The organism is Paenibacillus sp. NAIST15-1, assembly GCF_001894745.1.
Classification (GTDB): domain Bacteria; phylum Bacillota; class Bacilli; order Paenibacillales; family Paenibacillaceae; genus Paenibacillus_B; species Paenibacillus_B suaedae.
Genome location: NZ_BBYF01000021.1, coordinates 85577 through 101945, shown reverse-complemented (window position 1 = coordinate 101945; position 16369 = coordinate 85577). Strand labels below are relative to the sequence as shown.

Annotated in this window: 12 protein-coding genes and 1 pseudogene; 10 read left to right on the top strand and 3 right to left on the bottom strand. The window is 45.8% G+C overall.

Annotated elements, in window-relative coordinates; genetic code table 11:
* The first annotated feature begins 107 nt into the window (after nt 1–107).
* From PBN151_RS27260 to PBN151_RS27220, 9 genes and pseudogenes are all read left to right on the top strand, one after another.
* On the top strand, nt 108–524 hold the full coding sequence (locus PBN151_RS27260; RefSeq protein ID WP_072731768.1) for a type 2 periplasmic-binding domain-containing protein: 417 nt from the start codon (nt 108–110) through the stop codon (nt 522–524).
* 34 nt (nt 525–558) lie between these two features.
* The gene (locus tag PBN151_RS27255) at nt 559–1914 is read left to right on the top strand and encodes an ABC transporter substrate-binding protein (protein WP_072731766.1); all 1356 of its coding nucleotides are present in this window, start codon (nt 559–561) and stop codon (nt 1912–1914) included.
* 98 nt (nt 1915–2012) lie between these two features.
* Nucleotides 2013–3350: an ABC transporter substrate-binding protein gene (locus PBN151_RS27250; RefSeq protein WP_072731765.1), complete on the top strand. Its 1338-nt coding sequence runs from the start codon at nt 2013–2015 to the stop codon at nt 3348–3350.
* A 14-nt stretch (nt 3351–3364) separates the two neighbouring features.
* Nucleotides 3365–4780 (top strand): ABC transporter substrate-binding protein, encoded by a 1416-nt coding sequence (locus tag PBN151_RS27245; RefSeq protein WP_227775141.1) that lies wholly within the window; start codon nt 3365–3367, stop codon nt 4778–4780.
* A gap of 258 nt (nt 4781–5038) precedes the next feature.
* Entirely contained in the window at nt 5039–6424 is a 1386-nt protein-coding gene (locus PBN151_RS27240; RefSeq protein WP_072731763.1) for an ABC transporter substrate-binding protein, read from the top strand.
* Nucleotides 6425–6444: 20 nt separating this feature from the next.
* The gene (locus PBN151_RS27235) at nt 6445–7794 is read left to right on the top strand and encodes an ABC transporter substrate-binding protein (RefSeq protein WP_072731761.1); all 1350 of its coding nucleotides are present in this window, start codon (nt 6445–6447) and stop codon (nt 7792–7794) included.
* A gap of 96 nt (nt 7795–7890) precedes the next feature.
* Nucleotides 7891–9228: pseudogene (locus PBN151_RS27230) on the top strand (ABC transporter substrate-binding protein).
* A gap of 55 nt (nt 9229–9283) precedes the next feature.
* Nucleotides 9284–10666 carry an ABC transporter substrate-binding protein gene (locus tag PBN151_RS27225; protein ID WP_227775140.1) on the top strand — a complete coding sequence of 461 codons (1383 nt, stop codon included), beginning with the start codon at nt 9284–9286 and terminating at the stop codon, nt 10664–10666.
* A 180-nt stretch (nt 10667–10846) separates the two neighbouring features.
* Complete coding sequence (locus tag PBN151_RS27220) at nt 10847–12025, top strand: acyltransferase (protein ID WP_072731758.1); 1179 nt, start codon at nt 10847–10849, stop codon at nt 12023–12025.
* Between the two features lie 54 nt (nt 12026–12079).
* Here the strand turns inward: PBN151_RS27220 and PBN151_RS27215 are convergent, their stop codons facing one another.
* Nucleotides 12080–13234 carry an MFS transporter gene (locus tag PBN151_RS27215; protein WP_072731756.1) on the bottom strand — a complete coding sequence of 385 codons (1155 nt, stop codon included), beginning with the start codon at nt 13232–13234 and terminating at the stop codon, nt 12080–12082.
* A 138-nt stretch (nt 13235–13372) separates the two neighbouring features.
* Between PBN151_RS27215 and PBN151_RS27210 the strand changes: the two genes are divergently transcribed.
* Entirely contained in the window at nt 13373–14230 is an 858-nt protein-coding gene (locus PBN151_RS27210; protein WP_072731755.1) for a LysR family transcriptional regulator, read from the top strand.
* Nucleotides 14231–14435: 205 nt separating this feature from the next.
* Here the strand turns inward: PBN151_RS27210 and PBN151_RS27205 are convergent, their stop codons facing one another.
* Entirely contained in the window at nt 14436–15323 is an 888-nt protein-coding gene (locus PBN151_RS27205) for a fructose bisphosphate aldolase (RefSeq protein WP_072731753.1), read from the bottom strand.
* Nucleotides 15324–15769: 446 nt separating this feature from the next.
* Nucleotides 15770–16279 (bottom strand): C40 family peptidase, encoded by a 510-nt coding sequence (locus PBN151_RS27200; RefSeq protein WP_072731752.1) that lies wholly within the window; start codon nt 16277–16279, stop codon nt 15770–15772.
* Nucleotides 16280–16369 lie beyond the last annotated feature (90 nt).

The following is a 16369-nucleotide window of genomic DNA, read 5'->3' as shown; positions in this document are numbered from 1 at the left end:
CCTGCGAATTCATGAGTCTGAGTGAGGAAACTTAATCATTTTGAGGGAGATTTAACGATGGTGAGCCGGTAGATTGGGAGGTCGTCACTGTCCCAATTGAGCCTGGGGTGGAATCGACGAATGTTTCCTTTTATCCGCTTTTTGCGGTTTCTGCGAATTCGACCAACAAGCGCGCTGCTTGGGAATTCGTCAAGTTTACAAGCGGATCGGAAATGGCTCATGCCCGATCACGGACGATGACTGGTAATTTACCTTCACGTACCGGTTATTTGAAGGAATTCAAGGGCAAGAGCATGGAACCGTTCTATATGCTGAAGACTCAGCACAACAGCGTCTGGATGAATGACTATGTTCCAATTCCTTTCTTCGGGAAGTTCTATAAGACGCTGGAGGAAGAGCTTCAGGCCGTTATCGATCACAAGAAGTCAGTAGATGAAGCGGCTGCCGCCTTGGAGATAAAGGGGCAGGAGCTATTATCCAAATTGCAAGAAGAAGCAAAACAGAAGACAAAAGGAAACACATAAGGAAACACATAAGGAATGTAAAGGGTGGGGAAACGTGCATCACAAATGGAAAATAACGATCCTGCTGCTAACGATCGTTTTCTTAATGAGCGGTTGCTTGGGCAAGAAGGAAGTGCTGGAACCGCTGCAGCCAAGCAAAATCAAGGTGGTCTACCGGGATGAGGACGCCTTCTACCGCGATTACGGGAAGTATTTTCAAATGAAATATCCGCAAATTGAGGTCGAGGTTATTCCCGAGATGCAGCTGCTGAAAAAGCTTGGGAAAATCATTAATGCGGATGACTATTTTGTAGAAAAAAAGAAGCTGCTGGAGAGCTCGGGCGCGGATGTATTTTTACTGGACGATTATATATTCAAGCTCTTTGCCCAAGATGGCAAGCTGTATGATTTGGAGGACGCGATCCGCCAGGATGAGTATGATGTGGATGGATTTATGCCGGGATTGCTGGACAAGATCAAAAGTTTGGGCAACGGGAAGCTGTACGGACTGGCTCCATCCTTCAACAGGGAGGTTCTATATTATAACAAGGCCTTATTTAAGGAGCATCAAATCGAACCACCGAGGAACAGCATGACCTGGCAGGAACTATTTGATTTGGCTGCGAGATTTTCTAATATTGGTGCTGGCGACAATAAGGTGTACGGCTTGTATGAATACTTCGGAGACCCAGGCAGGCTGATGTATCAAATCGCTGATACATCCGGCTTAAGACTGTTCGATCCAAAGGTAGAGAAGGTGCTTCTAAATTCAGAGGGCTGGAAAGATGCAATGAAGCTGGCAGTGGGTGCGGTACGCAATAAATCGGTCTATTTCCATCCTGAGAGTCAAGTGTATACACAAAAAAGCTACTTTTTCGAAGGGAAAGCCGCAATGATGATTGCGAATTCCTTCGTGATGATGGAATTGAAGCAGCGGCCTACTTATGTGGAGGGGGAGAAGCCGATAGATTGGGGCGCGGTCACGGTGCCGATTGATCCTGCGGAGCCATCGCAATCCATTTCTCTTTTCGAAATCGCTGCAATTGCAGCCGACTCGCCGAATAAACGTGCAGCCTGGGAATTCGTCAAGTTCGTGAATGGAGAGGAAATGGCCCAATCTCGTTCAAGAACAATAAACGGCTCGCTCCCCTCACGTACCGGCTATGCAAAGGAAATCGACGGCAAGAGCACGGAAGCCTTCTATCTGCTGAAGGTCAAGCAGGGGAACACGATATGGATGAATGAGCATGTTCCAGATGTCTTCTTCCGATTGTTCGATAAGCCGCTGCAGGAAGAGATGCAAGCTGTTATTGATAATAAGAAATCAGTGGACGAAGCGTTAGCCGAGTTGGAGATCAAGGGGCAAGAGGTACTCCTAAAAGCGCGCGAAGCAGCGGAGAAGAAGCCTTAAAAGGCTTCATAAGAAATCTGTATTTATATTTCACAATAGAAGAAGCAAAGGGTTCGCTACTTCGTACAGGTTTAATCAAAAAAAGGAGCTAGAAAAATATGCATCATAGATGGAAAGTTGCAATTCTGCTGTTGACGATCGTTTCCCTAATGAGCGGTTGCTTCGGCAAGAAGGAAGTGCTTGAGCCATTGCAGCCAAGCAAAATCAAGGTGGTCTACCAGGATGAGGACGCCTTCTACCGCGATTACGGGAAGTATTTTCATATGAAATATCCGCAGATTGAAGTTGAAGTCATCCCTCAGGTTCAGGTGCTCAAAAATCTCGGCCCTATGATTAGCGGAGAAGATTGGGACGCGGAAATGAAGAAACTGCTGAAAAACTCCGGTGCTGACGTATTAAGGATGGAGACAAATATGTTTCAATCATTTGCGAAAAATGGCATGTTGTATGAGTTAGAGGATGTAATCCGGCAGGACGACTATGATATGCAGGGCTTTTTGCCAGGGGTAATCGACAGAATTAAAAGCTTAGGCAATGGCAAGCTGTATGGGCTTGCTCCTTATGTGGATCGACAGGCTTTATACTATAACGCAGCATTGTTCAAAGAGCATCACATCGAACCGCCAAAGAACAATATGACCTGGCAGGAAGTGTTTGATTTGTCTGAAAGATTTGCCAATATTGGAAGCGGCGAAAGTAAGGTGCACGGGTACTACGAATGGATAGGAAGCTTACGCTACTTCTTGTTTAGAATCGCCGATACCTCTGGATTGAGGCTGTTCGATCCGAAGGGAGAGAAGGTGATTCTGAACACTGAGGGCTGGAAAAAAGCGATCAAGCAGACAACAGATGCGATGCGCAGCAAAACGGTATTTTTCCATCCGGAAGGCCAGATTTATTCGCAAAAAAGTTATTTTTATAATGATCAAGCTGCGATGATGATTAGCAATGCTTACACATCCCTGGAGCTTATCAATAACAAGAAAGATTGGGGTGTCGTTACAGCGCCAATAGATCCTGCAATGGATTCTTCAAGTATCGACTTTGAATTCATCTATGCAGTTGCAGCCGACTCCGCCAACAAGCGTGCAGCCTGGGAATTCGTCAAGTTCGTGAATGGCCCGGAAATGGCGCAGGCCCGCTCTCGTACACTTAAGGGCCAGCTTCCTTCGCGCAACGGCTATATGAAGGACATAAAGGGCAGAAGTACGGACCCGTACTATATGCCAAAGATCAGGGCGGAGAACAACATTGAGAGAGATGAGCGTATCCCATCCGGGTTCTTCCCATCATTCGATAAGCTGCTGCGTGTGGAGTTGGATGCCGTCGTCGCGAACGAGAAAACAGTTGATGAGGCGGCAGCTGCTCTTGAGGTGAAGGCACAGGAATTGCTAATGAAAGTACGAGAATCAGCAAACAAGGACAAGGCAAAATAGGGAGCGTGTGGAACGTGTTGAAAAATGGGAAGAGCATCATTATGCTGCTGACGATCATGTCTCTTTTAAGCGGCTGCTTCGGAGAACGATCAGAGCTTGCGCCATTAAAGGACGGCAAGGGGAAGATCAGGGTCGTCTATCAAGATGAAGATCGATTTTATAGTGATTATGGGAACTTCTTTAAAATGATGAACCCTGACATTGATATTGAGGTTATCAGTGAAGCGGAATTGTTTGATGATGCGGAGAAAAACGGGGCATTCAATTTGACCGAGGAGAAGAAAAAGCTGCTCGACAAATATAAGCCGGACGTACTGTTTTTGAATGAAAGCATGTTTGAGGCCTTCGCTCAAGAAGGAAGGTTGTATGACATAGAGCCGGCTATTAGCCAGGATCAATACAAGCTGGACGGATTCATGCCTGGACTTATCGATAGGCTGCGGGCAAAAGGGAACGGAAAGTTGTACGGGCTTACTCCATCCTTCGAGACAAATGTCATCTATTATAATCGCAATTTGTTCAAGAAGTATCAAATCGAGCCGCCAAACGGGAAAATGACGTGGAAGGAGCTTCTTGATCTGGCAGAGAGATTTGCGAGTGTCGAATCGGGAAAGAAGCAAGTGTTTGGCTTGTATCAAACGAGAGGTCCAGCAAGTTTGTTGTATGATATCGCTGCTGCATCGGCACTTAAGCTAGTTGATGCGAAATCAGGCAAGCTGTTGATCGATTCGGATGGTTGGAAAGAAGCGATGAAGATGACGGCAGATGCCGTCCGCAATCATGCGGCTTATGCTCCTCCTCCAATGAAGGAAGGCGAACAGCTTGATGGATACGATGACGCCGACTATGAGAAACATAGAGACTACTTGAAGCAGTACAGCCGATCTAACGAGATGTTCTACATGGGTCATGCAGCCATGACGATTCAAGCGCCGTGGTTTGCTTCCTTCTTGCGGGATATTCCCTACTATTCGAAGACCCCGGAGATCGACTGGGGCATCGCGGCCGCACCTGTTAATCCTGCTATGCCCGATGAATCGGCTTACGTGAAATTGTCGGAAATCTATGCCATATCAGCGGATTCTCCGAATAAGCGGGCGGCTTGGGAATTTGTCAAGTTCGTGAATGGTCCGGAAATGGCACAGGTTGCGGGGAAGGCAATGAACGATACGCTCCCCACGCGGTCAGACTATTTCAAGGATTTTAGAGGGCGGGAAACGGATGCGTTCTATCTGTTAAAGCCAATGCAAGTCAGTGGAGTGTCTGATAAAAAGAGTATTCCGGCGGGTTTCCATTCCGAATTTGATGCTTTACTGTCGGATGCATTGAATTCTGTGATTGAAAAAGAGAAAACACTGGACGATGCAGTTGCCGAGCTTCAAATCAAGGGACAAGAGATATTGGATAGGTCGCGGGAAACCAAGCAGTAATAGTAAATGGTTCAGAAAAAGATCGAGAGCAGGGACGACGAAATGTTCCTGCTCTCGATCTTTTTTTGTGCACAATTTTGACTCAAACCGAAATCAGTGCTTGTTCTTTGACTCAGTAAATTTCGGAATGCGTCACATTTCACATAATCCGGATTGTTATATATTAGGAAAGCTTCTTGGGAGGGTGAATCTAAAACGGGTTCCTTCCCCGGAGAAAAGAATGGAGATGGAGAAGAACGGAGATGGAGAAGAACGGAGATGGAGAAGAAGAAATATGTACAAAGATTAAGATTTGCAGTGATACTCGTATTGATTTTGTCATTCATAGGCGGCTGCTTGGGCAAGAAGGAAGTGCTGGAACCGCTGGAACCGCTGCAGCCAAGCAAGATCAAGCTGGTCTATCAAGATGAGGAGGCCTTCTACCATGATTACGGAAAGTACTTCAGTATGAAATATCCACAGATTGAGGTTGAAGTCATTCCGGAGGTTCAAGTGCTCAAAAATCTCGGGAAGATGATTCGCGCGGATGAATATGAGGCGGAAGTAAAGAAGCTGCTCGAGAAGGCGGATGTAGATGTATATATGCTGGACAGCGGAATGTTCGAGCAATTCGCCGCCGACGGGAAGCTTTATGATATTGGAGAAGTCATCGGGCAGGACGGCTATAATGTCGAGGAGTTTATGCCGGGGCTTATCGATTCGATCAAAAACCTGGGCAACGGCAAGTTGTATGGGTTGACTCCCCAAGTAAGCGTTCGTGCGCTGTACTACAATACAAAATTGTTCAAGGAAAATCAGATCGACCCGCCTACGAACAAGATGACTTGGCAGGAGGTACTTCATTTAGCTTCGAGATTCACTAATGTCAAACAAGGTAACGATCCCGTACATGGCATGTACTATTCCTATGGCGATGCGGGCACGGTGATGTTCGATATCGCCGATAGTTCTGGATTGAAGCTATTCGATCCGAAAGGGAAGAAGGTGCTAATCAATTCAGATAGTTGGAAAAAAGCAATAAAACTGGCGACGGATGCCGTGCGCAGCGAAGCGGTATATTTCGCTCCAGAAGAGCAGATCTATCCATCAGAAAACGACTTCTATAACGGTCAGGCCGCTATGACGATAGGTACCACTCCAATAACGGGATTCGTCAGAAATAACGACGTGCCGGTGGATTGGGAAGTTGTTACTTTTCCAATTGAACCCGGGTACGAATCGATAGGTGTTTCTCTCTATTCGCTCTTTGCAGTCTCAGCCAACTCGCCAAATAAACGAGCTGCCTGGGAATTCGTTAAGTTCACAAGCGGTCCGGAGATGGCTCATGCCCGTTCAAGGACGATGAGCGGCGCTATGCCTTCGCGTACGGGCTATTTGAAGGAATTTAAAGGAAAGAGCATGGAAGCATTCTATATGTTGAATGTCAAGAACAGAGACAGTATAGGGGGGAATGTATCCGAATCCGAATTTTACAGGCTCTTCAATAAGACGCTGGAGGGAGAGCTTCAGGCCGTTATCGATAACAAGAAGTCAGTAGATGAAGCGGCTGCCGCGTTGGAGATAAAGGGGCAGGAGATATTGTCTAAATTGCAAGAAGAGTCGAAAAAGAAGGCAATAGGAAGCTCAAAGGAAGCTCATAAGTAAAGGAACGGTGAGGAAACAACGTGCATAACAAATGGAAAATAGCAATCCTGCTGCTAACGATCCTCTCTTTGATAAGCGGCTGCTTCGGCAAGAAGCAAGTGCTGGAACCGCTGCAGCCAAGCAAAATCAAGGTGGTCTATCAGGATGAGGAAGCCTTCTACCACGATTACGGGAAATATTTTCATATGAAATATCCGCAAATTGAGGTCGAGGTCATTCCGGAGACGCAGGTGCTGAAAAAGCTTGGGAAAATCATTAATGCGGATGACTATTTTGTAGAAAAAAAGAAGCTGCTGGAGAACTCGGGGGCGGATGTATTTTTACTGGATGATTATATATTCAAGCTATTTGCTCAAGATGGCAAGCTGTATGATTTGGAGGGCGCGATCCGCCAGGATGAATATGATGTGGATGGATTTATGCCGGGATTGCTGGACAATATCAAAAATATGGGCAACGGCAAGCTGTACGGACTGGCGCCATCCTTCGACAGGGAGGTTCTTTATTATAACAAGGCCTTATTTAAGGAGCATCAAATCGAACCGCCGAGGAACAACATGACCTGGCAGGAACTATTTCATTTGGCCGCGAGATTTTCTAATGTCGGTGCTGGCGACAGTAAGGTGTACGGCTTGTATGAATACTTCGGAGATCCAGGCAGGCTGATGTATCGAATCGCTGATACGTACGGTTTTAGGCTGTTCGATCCAAAGGGAGAGAAGGTGCTTCTGAATTCGGATGGATGGAAACAAGCAATGAAGCTTACAGGGGATGCGATACGCAATAAATCGTTGTTTTTCCATCCAGAGGGTCAAATGTATACACAAAAAAGCTACTTTTTCGAAGGAAAAGCTGCGATGATGCGTGCAAATGCTTTCGTGATGTTGGAATTGAAGCATCGGACTAGTTTTGGAGGGAAGCCGATAGATTGGGGCGCCGTCACGGTGCCAATCGATCCTGCGGAACCGTCACAGTCGATTTCTCTCAACCAAATCGTTGCAATTGCAGCCGATTCGCCGAATAAGCGTGCTGCCTGGGAATTTGTCAAGTTCGCGAATGGAGAGGGAATGGCCCAATCTCGTTCAAGAACAATGAACGGTTCACTCCCTACACGTACCGGCTATGCAAAGGAAATCGACGGCAAGAGCATGGAAGTATTTTATTTGCTGAAGGTCAGGCAGAGGGATGCAGTATGGATGAATGAACATGTTCCAGCTGGCTTCATCCAACTGTTCGATAAGCCGTTGCAGGAAGAGATGCAAGCTGTTATTGATAATAAGAAATCAGTGGACGAAGCGTTAGCGGAGCTGGAGATCAAGGGGCGAGAGGTACTCCTAAAAGTGCGTGAAGCACCGGAGAAGAAGCATTGAAAGGCTTCACAAGCTGCCTATGATTACATTCCACAATAGAAGAAGCAAAGGGTTCGCTACTACGTACAGGTTTAATCAAGAAGGAGCTAGAAAAATATGCATCATAGATGGAAAGTTGCAATTCTGCTGTTGACGATCATTTCCCTAATGGGCGGCTGCTTCGGCAAGAAGGAAGCGCTGGAGCCATTGCAGCCAAGTAAAATCAAGGTGCTCTATCAGGATGAGGAGGCATTCTACCGCGATTACGGGAAGTATTTTCATATGAAATATCCGCAGATTGAAGTCGAAGTCATCTCGGAGATTCAGGTGCTCAAAAATCTTGGGAAGACGATTAGCGCGGAAGATTGGGATGCGGAAAAGAAGAAACTGCTGGAGAACTCCGGTGCTGACGTATTAAGGATGTATGGAGAAACGTTTCAATCATTTGCGAAAGATGGCAAGCTGTACGAGTTAGAGGAAGTAATCCGGCAGGATGACTATGATATGAAGGGCTTTTTACCGGGGTTGATCGACAGAATCAAAAGCTTAGGCAACGGCAAGCTATACGGGCTTGCTCCTTTTGTCGACAGACAGGTTTTATACTATAACGCAGCGTTGTTCAAGGAGCATCAAATCGAACCGCCGAAGAACAATATGACCTGGCAGGAAGTGTTGGATTTGTCTGCGAGATTTGCCAATATCGGAAGCGGCGAGAATAAGGTGCACGGATACTACGAATGGGTAGGAAGTTTACGCTACTTCTTGTTCGAAATCGCCGATACCTCTGGATTGAGACTGTTCGATCCGAAGGGAGAGAAGGTGCTTCTGAACACAGAGGGCTGGAAAAGAGCGATCAAGCAGACAACAGATGCGATGCGCAGCAAAACGGTGTTCTTCCATCCGGAAGGCCAAATTCATACGTAAAAAAGTTATTTTCGTAATGATCAAGCTGCGATGATGATAAGCAATGCTAACACAGCTCAGGAGCTTAGAAATAGTAAGAAAGATTGGGGTGTAGTTACAGCGCCAATCGATCCTGCAATGGATTCTTCAAGTATCGAATTTGGATACATCTATGCAGTTGCAGCCGACTCCGCCAACAAGCGTGCAGCCTGGGAATTCGTCAAGTTCGTGAACGGCCCGGAAATGGCGCAGGCCCGTTCTCGTGCACTGTGGGACGAGCTTCCTTCACGCAACGGTTATTTGAAGGACATAAAGGGCAGAAGTACGGATCCGTTCTATGTGCCGAAGATCAGGACGGAGAACAACATTCAGAGAGATGCGCGTATCCCGTTCAAGTTCTTCGTATTATTCGATAAGCCGCTGCGTGTGGAGCTGGATGCCGTCGTCGCGAACGAGAAAACAGTTGATGAGGCAGCAGCTGCTCTTGAGGAGAAGGCACAGGAATTGCTAATGAAAGTACGAGAAGCTGCAAACAAGGACAAAGCAAAATAGGGAGAGTGTGAAATACGTGCTAAAAAAGTGGAAGATTTGTATAGTACTGCTGACAATGATATCACTCTTAAGCGGCTGCTTCGGAGAACGATCAGAGCTTGCGCCATTAAAGGACGGCAAGGGGAAAATCAGGGTCGTCTATCAAGATGAAGATCGATTTTATAGTGATTATGGGAACTTCTTTAAAATGATGAACCCTGATATCGACATTGAGGTTATCAGTGAAGCAGAATTATTTGACGAAGCCGAAAAAAACGAGGCATTCAATTTGACAGAGGAAAAGAAAAAGCTGCTCGATAAATACAAGCCGGACGTGCTGTTTTTGAATGAAAGCATGTTTGAGGCCTTCGCTCAAGAAGGAAAGTTGTATGACATTGAGCCGGCTATTAGCCAGGATCAATACAAGCTGGACGGATTCATGCCTGGACTTATTGATAGGCTGCGGGCAAAAGGGAACGGAAAGCTATACGGGCTTACCCCATCCTTCGAGACAAATGTCATCTATTATAATCGCAATTTGTTCAAGAAGTATCAAATTGAGCCGCCAAACGGGAAAATGACGTGGAAGGAGCTTCTTGATCTGGCAGAGAGATTTGCGAGCGTCGAATCAGGAAAGAAGCAAGTGTTTGGTTTGTATCAAACGAAAGGGCCAGCAAGTTTGATGTATGATATCGCTGCTGCATCGGCACTTAAGCTAGTTGACGCGAAATCAGGCAAGCTGTTGATCGATTCGGATGGTTGGAAAGAAGCGATGAAGATGACGGCAGATGCCGTCCGCAATCATGCGGCTTATGCTCCTCCTCCAATGAAGGAAGGCGAACAGCTTGATGGATACGATGACGCCGACTATGAGAAACATAGAGACTACTTGAAGCAGTACAGCCGATCTAACGAGATGTTCTACATGGGTCATGCCGCAATGACGATTCAAGCGCCGTGGTTTGCTTCCTTCTTGCGGGATATTCCATACTACTCGAAGACACCGGAGATCGACTGGGGCATCGCGGCCGCGCCCGTTAATCCTGCTATGCCCGATGAATCGGCTTACGTGAAATTGTCGGAAATCTATGCCATATCTGCGGATTCTCCAAACAAGCGGGCAGCTTGGGAATTCGTCAAGTTCGTGAACGGGTCGGAAATGGCACAGGTTGCTGGCAAGGCAATGAACGATACACTCCCCACGCGGTCAGACTATTTCAAGGATTTTAGAGGGCGGGAAACGGATGCGTTCTATCTGTTAAAGCCAATGCAAGTCAGTGGAGTGTCTGATAAAAAGAGTATTACGGCAGGATTCCATTCCGAATTTGATGCTTTACTGTCGGATGCATTGAATTCTGTGATTGAAAAAGAGAAAACACTGGATGAGGCGGTTGCTGAACTTCAAATCAAGGGGCAAGAGATATTGGATAGGTCGCGGGAAACCAAGCAGCAAAAGTAAATGTTCAGAAGAAGATCGAGAGCAGGGACGAAATGTTCCCGCACTCGGTCTTTTTTTGTGCTACAATTTTTATATAAAAAAATTTTTTGTCAATGTCACATTTTTGGCTTTTCGATTGTTAGATATGGTGAAGAGCACTTTTCGTATGATAAGAAAACTCAAATGAGGAGTTGTAAATACGTGACAAAGAGAGAACGAATACAAGAGCTCGATGCTTATCGGGCACTTGCTATCATGGCGGTGCTGGCGATCCATGCGACATCGGAAGCGCTGGCAGCGACAATCGGCAGTCGGGCATACCCGCTTTACTTATTGATAAATACCTTTAGTAAATTTGCCGTACCCGTTTTTATTTTTTTAAGTGGGTTCGTATTGTTTTATAATTATGCGGACAAGCCGTTAAGCGGAGGAACGATACGACAGTTTTACCGGAAACGATTACTGTACATATTAGTACCATACCTTGTTTTTTCCGCCTTCTATTATTTATTGAAGCTCTATCGCAGCGACATGTTATTCGATCTATCGTGGGCGGTGGCATATGACTTTATAAAAGCTCTGTTCGGCGGCAGGGCGTATACGCACCTCTATTACATAATTATTATGGTTCAGTTTTATATATTGTTTCCGTTATTGCTGGCTGTATTCCAAAAGATGCGTCGGACTGTGCCGCTCATGTTCCTGGCAGCTGCACTGCTGCAATGGGGATTTATCATTGTCAATAAGTATGGTTGGCAAATCCCAAGAGGGAATCTGGCAATCTCCTATCTGTCATACTTCATATTCGGGGCATGGATCGCTATGCATTATGAATCGATCCGGAATTGGCTTGTTCACTTGTCGAAGGGATATAAGCAAATTGTAGGCTGGGTCGTCTTATGGAGTGTATGGATTGGGCTTGGAATCTATCATGCATACATGTTTTATCGTGCGAATGTTGGCAAGATATTCGTCAACACCTTGTGGTATGAGCTTGTCTGGTATATTCATTCCTTATTGTCGTGCATTATTTTGATCCAGATTGCATTTGTTCTATTTTACCGCTGTGGCAGACGTATATCTTCCTGGGTTACTTCCATCGGAGCATGCTCATTCGGCATATATTTGCTGCATCCGTTCCTGCTCTTTATCTATCGGAAAATAGGGATTAAGGGAAATATGCTCGAGTATGCACTGTATATTGCAGGCGGCTGGATATTTGCCTTCATTGGTTCTTGGTTCATCGTATATATGATTTCGCGTCTTACTTCATGGTCATGGATTGCATTCGGCATTGTCCCGGTTCAGGACAAGGACAGCAAAAGCCGTATTGTGGACAAACCGCATCACGAAGCGAATGTACGCAATTTATCGGAATGATAGAAAGAAGGATGGGCTTCATTATGAAGTCCATCCTTCTTTGTAGTGGGCACGTTATGCCGATGTGCGACTTCTGATTCGGGCCTTGTGCATGAATAAGCATTGAAGCAAGAATCCAGCGACGAGAACCATTCCTGCGAGATAGGGGAGATTGGCAGGATCCGCATTCCGCTCAAGCAAGGCACCGAAGGTCATTGTACCGACAGATCCCGCCAAATAGTTCATCGAGCTAAGCAGTGCGATAGAGATTGTTGCATGGCTTGGACTGATTTCAACAAGTGTTTTCTGCTGGGCAGCTATGGACGCCCAACCCGCCGAACCCCACAGCATGAGCAAGAAAGCGAGACTTGCTGCGTTTTGATGAACACTACCCATGAGCATCATGGACATCATTAGCAGGATGATCAGAATAAGCATAATCGTTCGCGGGCGCTTAAATCGATCCATGATTGAGCCGATCAAGAAGCTGCCAGCGATTCCTCCTAGCCCCCACATCCAAATGAACCAAATTGATTGCTCATATTCGAATGCGGCGATGATTCGATCCAAATACGTATATAGTCCTAGGCTGCAAAAGCTTAAAATCGCCGTCACAAGCATAACGAGCGTGATCTGCTTATTTTTAAACAGCGACAATCTATCGCTTAACGTAGGCAAGCTATTGCTGTGAATTGTGGGAAACCGGCTTGCCATTGTGATGATACCCAGAAGACTGACCAATACAATAAACCACATCGTCAATCGCCAATTCTGCAAGGAAGAGATATAAATCCCTAACGGCACCCCGATTACCGTTCCAGCACTCATGCCAAACAAGATTAAACTTAAGGCTCGACCTCGCTGCCCTTCAGGAGCAAGATGAACGGCCGCAGAGGATGCCAATGGCGAATATAATCCCGCTCCGATTCCTGCTATTCCCCTAGATATTAGCAATACGGCAAAATGATGCGCAATCGCAGTCAGGATATTGGCCAAAGTAAAGAGCGATAATGCAGCAAGTAAAATATGCTTCGTATTCGCTCTACTTAAGACAGCTGCAAAGAAAGGAGCTGCGATGGCATAGCAGAGGGTGAACGTACTGACCGATTGTCCTGCCGCACCAATAGAAATGTTAAAGTCTCCTGCGATAAGGGGGAGTATTCCGGCCATCACATAGGCATCAGCACCTAGGGCGAACATGCCGAATAGTAGAAGAGTAATGTTTCTCAAGATGATCACCAACCTTATGATAATATGCATGAAACACATGGATCGCTGTAAGAGCAAGCATCTGTTCTGAATGTATTGTATCGAGTATACTTATATTAGTGAAATTAATGTTTGGCATGAAAGGTATGAGGATAACTCATGACATTGGCGCGCTATGAAGTGTTCATGAAGGTAGTGGAGCAGGGGAATTTCACGAAGGCTGCTGAGCAGTTGAATATGACTCAGTCTGCGGTTAGCCATGCGATTGCGAGTTTGGAGAAGGAGCTTGGTCATGCGCTGCTGAATCGAGGCAAGCAAGCTAAGATTAGTACGACAGTGTTAGCAGATCGTCTTATTCCGCATATGATGCAAATTCTGCGCAGCGAAGCAATTATTCGCGAGGAAGTATCGCTAGAGAACAACCAGCTTGAAGGTTTGCTTAGAATCGGTGCTTTTACAAGTGCAGCGTCACAATTGCTGCCACCGATGATTGCACAAATCAAAAAACATCATCCGCGTGTGAAAGTGATTTTATTTGAGGGAACGTATGAAGAAGTTCAAGAATGGATTCGAAAGGGAACTGTGGATATTGGATTTATGATGAATGCGGGACAGAACCAAGATCTGCATCAAGTATTCATTCATGAAGATGAGCTTGTCATCGGTATGTCGCCGAAGCACCCACTTGCACAGCTGGACACAATCGATATCTCGCAGCTTGAGGGTGTCGATTTCATCATGCCTATGGCGTCCTATCATTCACAGGTGATGGAGTGTCTGTCTGATCATGGGGTAACGCCAAATGTGCTGATGGAAGTCCTGCATTGTAACACGATTATGAACATGGTATCCCAAGAGATCGGTGTTACCATTGGGCCAAAGCTGTTGTTTCAATCCAATGAGCAGATCGCGATCAGACCATTGAAGCAGGCGACAAGTCGTCCCATCAGTCTGGTCTATCGAACGGTGAGTCCTACGATTGAAGCCTTTCTGACAAGTAATCAGCTGCGTTCCTGAGAGTGTTCTAATCAGCCAAGCGGGTGAACGGAATATGAATAATCCGTGGTCTTAATATCGGATCTACATCTGAATTCGGTCGGATGCTAAAGTGTCAGTAAACAAAAAAACTCCCGTGAATGGCTGCATTCGCGGGAGTTGCTATCCTATTTACACATGACTGTCCACTGCTAATTGAGATGTCCGTCATGCAAGCACATTCATGTTAGCTAATGGAAGCTTCGTAGATGGAATGAATAGAGCGGGACAGAGTCTCATCGAATTCCTTAGCTGTCTGCTGCGCTGTTAATCCTACCGACAAGGCGCGTGAGAAGCTGGCAATGAGTCCATGATTGCGAGCCAGTCTTTCATTCGCCTCATCTTGATCGTATCCGCCTGACAAGGCTACAACGCGGAGCACATGCGGATCTTCAATCAATTCACGATAGAAATCATCGACAGTAGGGATGGACAGCTTCAGCATGACTCTTACGTCTTCGCCAAGCGCATTCAATTGCTTCAGAAGCTCATCCTTCAATATTTGTTCCGATTGCTGCTTGTCCTTGCTATAGATGTCGACTTCAGGTTCAATAATTGGGACAAGACCCATAGACCAAATCTGCTTGCCGAATTCGAATTGCTGTTCGACTACTTTACGTATTCCTTCTGCGTTCGCTTCCTTAATGACTGAGCGCATCTTCGTGCCGAAAATATGCTTCTCGACTGCACGCTTCAGTAGGTCGTTCAGATCAGGCATAGGCTTCATCAGTTGAACACCCTGTTCAAGATCAGCCAATCCTTTGTCCACCTTCAAAAAAGGTACGATGCCTTTCTTTTCCCACAAATAATCTGCGGTAAACTGTCCATCGATCGTCCGATCCATCGTATTCTCAAATAAGATGGCCCCCAATATGTACTTCGAATCAAATGCTGAGCTCGTAATTATGCGTGTGCGCATCTCGTGAACCTGCTCGAACATTTCCTCGTCATTGGAGTAACGATCTTCTGTAACCCCATATTGCAGCAGAGCCTTCGGCGTGCTACCGCCACTCTGATCCAATGCTGCAATAAAACCCTCTCCCGTATGAATTCGTTCCACTTGTTCCTTGTTCATTGATGTTTCTCCTTCCTATGTGTGGGATGGATGACCTCGACACTTTGTATACGCAACGTATCTAACAATGAGGTCACAATAGAAACAGAACTTGACGCGTTCACATGAGCCTAGGAGTTCGAACCGCATTGAACAAATCCAGAAGCATTCGTTCATCGTTATTCTTGCCCATACGTCAGGTAGAGTTTCTTATATTGTACAATAAATAATCGTTCTATGCACCGACATATCACCACTAGTTCATAAGCGCTGCTGCTGCAGTGTGAGCCGGTTGGATATGAACATATATCGAACCGATAATGAGGAATGGGAACTGCCGTAAGTAGGTTAGGAGGAGAAGTTGGAGGGGACAATATATTCTTCGTTATCCATCTTCATTCCTCGGAAGGATAAAAAGAAGAGGAGCTCATATCCGAATGATATGGGCTCCTCTATTAATTTCACGCTTATTTAATCACACGACGTGCTGTTTTAAAGGTCTTGTCCCACGCACTGCCTTTAAAGTTGGAAATCGTCACTCCTACACCTTTCTTATACGTGTGGATGACTTTGTTATTGCCCATGTATACCGATACGTGATTGATGATGCCATCACGATTCGTGTCAGAGAAGATAAGGTCTCCCGCCTTCAATTGGCTCTTAGAGACTTTCGTACCCACTCGCGATTGCTCTCTGGAAGAGCGAGGGAGGTTAATGCCATTCTTTTTGAAAATATATTGTGTAAAGGAAGAGCAATCAAATGCACTCGTTCTTCCTGTTGATGCACCGAATACATATGGCGTCCCCATAAATTTCTTGCCTGTTTGGATCACTTTATTTGCTACGGAAGTAGAGGAGGCTGCTTCCACCTTCATGACTGCAGCGTCACTAACAATGCTACCCGACAAGGCGAGCGTTGCGCATATTCCGATGCTGAGTAGAGTTTTTCCCATTCGTGTTGCCATGATGTTGTTCATGTTGTAATCCTCCTTATGGATAAACAAATGTGATAACCGCCTAGTTGACTTGCAATCAGCATAGCATATCTTTTTGCCTCCATAATCTTC

Coding starts and splice junctions, on each gene's coding strand:
- PBN151_RS27250 (WP_072731765.1), top strand. CDS start 2,013: ATGCATCATAGATGGAAAGTTGCAATTCTGCTGTTGACGATCGTTTCC.
- PBN151_RS27240 (WP_072731763.1), top strand. CDS start 5,039: ATGGAGAAGAAGAAATATGTACAAAGATTAAGATTTGCAGTGATACTC.
- PBN151_RS27225 (WP_227775140.1), top strand. CDS start 9,284: ATGATATCACTCTTAAGCGGCTGCTTCGGAGAACGATCAGAGCTTGCG.
- PBN151_RS27210 (WP_072731755.1), top strand. CDS start 13,373: ATGACATTGGCGCGCTATGAAGTGTTCATGAAGGTAGTGGAGCAGGGG.
- PBN151_RS27205 (WP_072731753.1), bottom strand. CDS start 15,323: ATGAACAAGGAACAAGTGGAACGAATTCATACGGGAGAGGGTTTTATT.
- PBN151_RS27200 (WP_072731752.1), bottom strand. CDS start 16,279: ATGAACAACATCATGGCAACACGAATGGGAAAAACTCTACTCAGCATC.